Here is a 4,093-nt window from a genome sequence, read left to right as displayed (position 1 = left end):
GCGCCGATGCCCTGGGAGGCGCCAGTGATTACGACAACTGGTTGAGCGTTCATTGTTCCAGCCTAGGTTGTCCGGCGTATGGCGTTACAGGTCGACGACGACGGGTTCGGCGGGCTGTGTGCAGCACAGCAGGATGTTGCCTGGCGCTGGCGGTTCCAACGGTTCGAGGGTGTAGTCGACGGTTCCCGAGATAAGTGCCGTCTCGCAGTTATGGCATACGCCGGTGCGACATGACCACCGCGCCGGGACGTCACATTCTTCGGCGAATTCGAGCAGGCTGGTGGCAGGCGGACCCCATGGTGCTGTGATGCCGCTGCGGGCGAACTGCACCTGGGGGCCCGGACCCGGCGGGCCGATCGGTAGATGCGGCGGGACCGCGGCCGCGGCGATGCCGGGCGTGAGTGCGGCTGTGGCGCCGAATGTTTCGGTGTGAATCTGCGCGGGCTCAAAGCCCAGCTCCACGAGTCCCGCACTGATGTCGTCCATGAAGCTTGTGGGCCCGCATAGATATACGTCGCTGGTGCGGGGAAGCCCGAGTTGGGCGATCACTGCTGTGGACAGGCGGCCCTGCGCGGCGTTGACCGGGAGCTGCTCGGCTCGTTCCGGTTGACTGTAGAAGACGCGAATGTGGCTGTCGCTGATCTGGTTGAGCAGTTCGTGGCTTTCTACGACGAAGGGGTGTTGCGACTCGTTCCGCGCTGCGTGCAGCCACCAGACCTGCCGGGGTGACTCGGTCGCCGCCAGCGTATGCAGCATGGACAGCACCGGTGTGACTCCAACACCCGCGGACATCAGGATGACCGGCGACTCGGCATCGGTGAGGAAGAACGCGCCTCGAGGTGCCGCAATCTCGAGGATGTCGCGGACCTTCACGTGCGAGTGAATGTAACTGCTTGCTGCGCCGTGTGTTTCGCGTTTGACGCTGATCCGGTAATTCCCGGCTCCGGCCCAGTTGGACAGCGAGTAGTTCCTGGTCAAAGTCTCGTGGGTGTCCCCACGGGAAAGGCGCACGGCGATCGATTGGCCGGGCCGCCAAGGCGGCAGCGGCGTACCGTCCGGATCGGCCAAGGTGATCGAGCGAACGGTCCGGCTTTCGTCGTGGGTTGCCGTTACTTTCAGGGGGCGGAACCCGGCCCAAGCCGGCGGGGGGCTACTGGCGGCCGCTGTCAGGCCGGTGTTGCTCGCCGATGTCGATGCGGTGTCGGCCTGGGTGAGCAGGTTCTGCAAAGATCCCTTCCACCCGGCGCTCAATGCGGGGATACGAAGGGCACGTTCCAGCGCGTCGCGAGGATGGCCGGGAAGGTAAAGCAGCGCGTCGATTTCGGCGACGGTGACCTGCTCAAGTCCTGAGTTGACTTTGACGATCTCTTGCCCGGCTTCAATCTGGCCTTCGGTGATGACCCGGAAATAGAACCCGGGGCGGTGGTGGGATACCAGTAGGGCGGCCATCTGCGGCTCCCCCAGCCGGAGGCCCACCCGGTAGCAGGTGACCCGCGGTTGAGTGACTTCGAAGACGGCCTGCCCGATCCGGTATCGATCTCCGATACAAACCTCGTCGTCGGGCAAACCGTCGACCGTGAAGTTCTCGCCAAAATGGCCGGGGCGCAGGTCGTCGCGATGCAGTTCGCGTGACCAATACCGATAGGAGTCAAGCTGATAGACCAGCACCGCGCGGTGTTCTCCACCGTGCCCGCCCAAGTCGCCTTGGCCGTCACCGTCCACGTTGAGCCGGCGGACCACGCGCGGCCCCACCACCGGCTGCTTCCAGACACCGGTGTAGACCGTGCGACCGTTCCACGCCACATTCTTCGGCAGGCCGACATTGACCGATACCAAGCTGGCCATGGCCCCGACCCTTCGTGCGCGCCCGACAACCAATTGTCGACCACACTTGCCGATCGCACAGAAAACGACAACTTACCGGCACAGCGAGGCTAGTCGTTCGACAATGGCCACCGGCCGACAGACACCGAATGGACGGGATCTCATATGTGCGGCTCGATGCTTCAGCACCTTAAGCCAGGCCGCCACCTGCCGTTCGCTCATCCACGGCTAGACGCTTACCGCAAGTTCCTGGAGCGGCCGGCGAAGCCGGCTGCCATGGGGCTGCGTGCACACTTCCTCGGGACGAGCTCTGTGCTACTCACCGAATTGGGACGACTTCTTCCGGACTCTCGATCACCCGTTCCGCCCCCTGCCTTATCTGGTCGATGACTTCAACGCCACTATGAACCGACTAATCCCACTAGCCGAACGCGCCGGCGTCGAAGTACTAATCCCGACGCCATGGCAAACCACCAACCCGTTGGCGCTCCCCCGATGAGAACCCTTGAGGACAAGATCGCCGTCGTTACCGGAGCGGCCAGCGGCATCGGCAGTGCGATCGCCCACTCCCTTGCCGGACGCGGCACCCACGTCGTCGCCGTCGACATCGACACCGCCGGCATCACCACGTTGGCGACGGACCTCGCGGCCCAGGGTGCCGTCGCGGTGACCTGCACCGCCGACGTCTCTGAACCTGATGCCTTCGACGATGTCCGCAATACGGCGCTACAACGGTTTGGCCGTGTCGACGTCGTGGTCAACAACGTCGGCGTGCTGACAAACGGCCTGCCGCAAGACATTCCGGTCGCGGAATGGCAGCGCATCCTGAACATCAACCTGATGTCGGTCGTGCGCAGCAACACCGTGTTCTTGCCGTTGCTACTCGAGCAAGGCAGCGGACACGTGGTCAACACCGCGTCATTCGCCGGACTGTTTACCTATTCCTACGACCGGCTGCCCTATGCGGCGACCAAGGCCGCGATCGTCCAGATCAGCGAAGGTCTGGCACTTTATCTGCGTCCCAGAAACATCGGCGTCACGCTGCTATGCCCCGGACCAGTGCTCACTAATATCGCCTCGTCTGTGCCGAAATTCGGCGCCGGCGCGGCCATACGCACTCCCGGTGATCAATTCGAATTGCTCGACCCCGCACCCATCGGCGAGCTCGTGGCCGAAGCGATTCTGCACAACCGCTTTTTCGTGCCCACCCACCCCCAAGTTGTCGATGAGCTACGTAGGCGCGTCGACAACTGGGATGCCTACCTCGATTACCAGATCTCCCGCGAACCCTCCGCACCGAAAGGCCAAGACCGATGACCGAAGCCCGCACTGATGGCCTCAACGTTTTCAAGGAACTGATGCCCGGGCTGCTCCCGGACGACGTGACGAGCTTGCGCGACGGCGGCTTCGCTGACGAACTCGCTGAATTGACCTTCGACCACGTCTTCGGCAGCTTGTGGACCCGTCCCGGGTTGGACCGCCGTTCCCGCAGCCTTGTCACGCTGGGCGCGCTTATCGCGCTGCGGGCCACCGAGGAATTGAAATTCCATTTTCCAATTGCCCTACGCAACGGGTTGACCATCGAGGAGATCGAAGAGGTGGTCTACCACATGGCCGGCTATGCCGGTTTCCCGGCAGCGGCTACGGCCCGCAATATCGGGCGCGAGGTGCTACCCAAACCGCAAACCACAACCTAGCGGCGGCAGGATGGGCTCATGGAGCTTTATGACGTCATGCGCACCACGGCCGCAGTACGCGAGTTCACCGACGATCCATTCCCCGACGACGTGCTCGAGCGCATCCTCGACAACGCGCGGTTCGCGCCCAGCGGCGGCAACCGCCAGGGCGCCCATGTGATCGTGCTGCGTGATCGGGCCACCCGTGAGGCGTTGGCCGAGTTGTCGATTCCGGGCGCCCGACGGTATCTCGCCCAGCTGGGAAACGGTGAGAGTCCGTGGAACCCGCTGCACCGGCCGAAGGTGACGGCAGCGGAAATAGCGGCGACCGAAGTGCCGCTCCATTTCACCGCGCCGCTACTCAATGCCGCGGTCGTGCTTGTGGTCTGCGTCGATCTCGAGGTAGTCGCGGCGATCGATCAAGACCTCGACCGGATCGGCGTGATCAGCGGTGCATCGGTATACCCGCTGGTGTGGAACATCTTGCTGGCCGCGCGCAACGAGGGTTATGGGGGCACCCTCACCACGAATGCGGTGGCGGCGGAGCCGCAGGTGCGGGATTTACTCGGCGTGCCGGAGTCGTACGCGGTCGC

Annotated in this window: 4 protein-coding genes; 3 read left to right on the top strand and 1 reads right to left on the bottom strand. The window is 63.8% G+C overall.

Features of this window, described 5'->3' with window-relative positions; all coding sequences use genetic code 11:
• Window positions 1-84 precede the first annotated feature (84 nt).
• The gene (locus VEI45_RS24350) at window positions 85-1,845 is read right to left on the bottom strand and encodes an MOSC and FAD-binding oxidoreductase domain-containing protein (RefSeq protein ID WP_324857079.1); all 1,761 of its coding nucleotides are present in this window, start codon (window positions 1,843-1,845) and stop codon (window positions 85-87) included.
• A 474-nt stretch (window positions 1,846-2,319) separates the two neighbouring features.
• On the opposite strand from VEI45_RS24350, the gene VEI45_RS24345 reads away from it, so the two are divergent.
• The 3 genes from VEI45_RS24345 to VEI45_RS24335 all read left to right on the top strand — a co-directional run.
• Window positions 2,320-3,141, top strand: coding sequence for an SDR family oxidoreductase (locus VEI45_RS24345; protein WP_324857078.1), 822 nt, complete (start codon window positions 2,320-2,322; stop codon window positions 3,139-3,141).
• Window positions 3,138-3,521 (top strand): carboxymuconolactone decarboxylase family protein, encoded by a 384-nt coding sequence (locus tag VEI45_RS24340; RefSeq protein ID WP_324857077.1) that lies wholly within the window; start codon window positions 3,138-3,140, stop codon window positions 3,519-3,521. The genes VEI45_RS24345 and VEI45_RS24340 overlap by 4 nt, the downstream gene beginning before the upstream one ends.
• An 18-nt stretch (window positions 3,522-3,539) precedes the next feature.
• Window positions 3,540-4,093, top strand: a 554-nt coding sequence (locus VEI45_RS24335; protein WP_324857076.1) for a nitroreductase family protein, incomplete at its 3' end; no start/stop codon positions are given.

It is taken from the genome of Mycobacterium sp. (genome assembly GCF_035623875.1).
Taxonomy (GTDB): domain Bacteria; phylum Actinomycetota; class Actinomycetes; order Mycobacteriales; family Mycobacteriaceae; genus Mycobacterium.
The sequence above is the reverse complement of the archived record's forward strand: the minus strand, read 5'-3'. Positions and strand labels throughout refer to the sequence as shown.

Bases quoted from the DNA above. Each gene is read 5' to 3' on its own strand.
- VEI45_RS24345 (WP_324857078.1), top strand. From the start codon at position 2,320: ATGAGAACCCTTGAGGACAAGATCGCCGTCGTTACCGGAGCGGCCAGC.
- VEI45_RS24350 (WP_324857079.1), bottom strand. From the start codon at position 1,845: ATGGCCAGCTTGGTATCGGTCAATGTCGGCCTGCCGAAGAATGTGGCG.
- VEI45_RS24340 (WP_324857077.1), top strand. From the start codon at position 3,138: ATGACCGAAGCCCGCACTGATGGCCTCAACGTTTTCAAGGAACTGATG.